We start from the raw sequence: 348 nt of genomic DNA, 5'->3' as shown, positions 1-348 counted from the left end.
GCACATGCGTGCGCGACTACATCCACGTCAGCGACCTCGCGCGCGCGCATCTCATGGCATTGATGCATCTCGAGGCCGGCGGCGACAGCCTGTCCGTCAATCTCGGCACCGGCCGAGGCATCTCGATAAAGGAGATCCTCGAGGCCGTCGGCCGCGTCACCGGCCGGACGGTCCCGGTCGCCTATAAACCGCGCCGGCCCGGCGACCCGGCCGGGCTGTTCGCCGATCCCAGCCTAGCACAAGAGCAATTGGGCTTTGTGGCGGAACTTTCCGATCTAGACACCATCGTCAGGACGGCAGCGCCCTTCTTCGGGCTCCGACCGGCCCTGAAGCCGAAGGTTTTCAAAG

Annotated in this window: 1 protein-coding gene; it reads left to right on the top strand. The window is 65.5% G+C overall.

What is annotated here, in order from left to right:
* The coding region (locus P9228_RS30855; protein ID WP_347404326.1) for an NAD-dependent epimerase/dehydratase family protein at positions 1–348 on the top strand (348 nt) is incomplete at both ends.

The sequence above is a fragment of the Mesorhizobium sp. WSM4898 genome (assembly GCF_029625845.1).
In the GTDB taxonomy this organism is placed as follows: domain Bacteria; phylum Pseudomonadota; class Alphaproteobacteria; order Rhizobiales; family Rhizobiaceae; genus Mesorhizobium.
The sequence above is the reverse complement of the archived record's forward strand: the minus strand, read 5'-3'. Positions and strand labels throughout refer to the sequence as shown.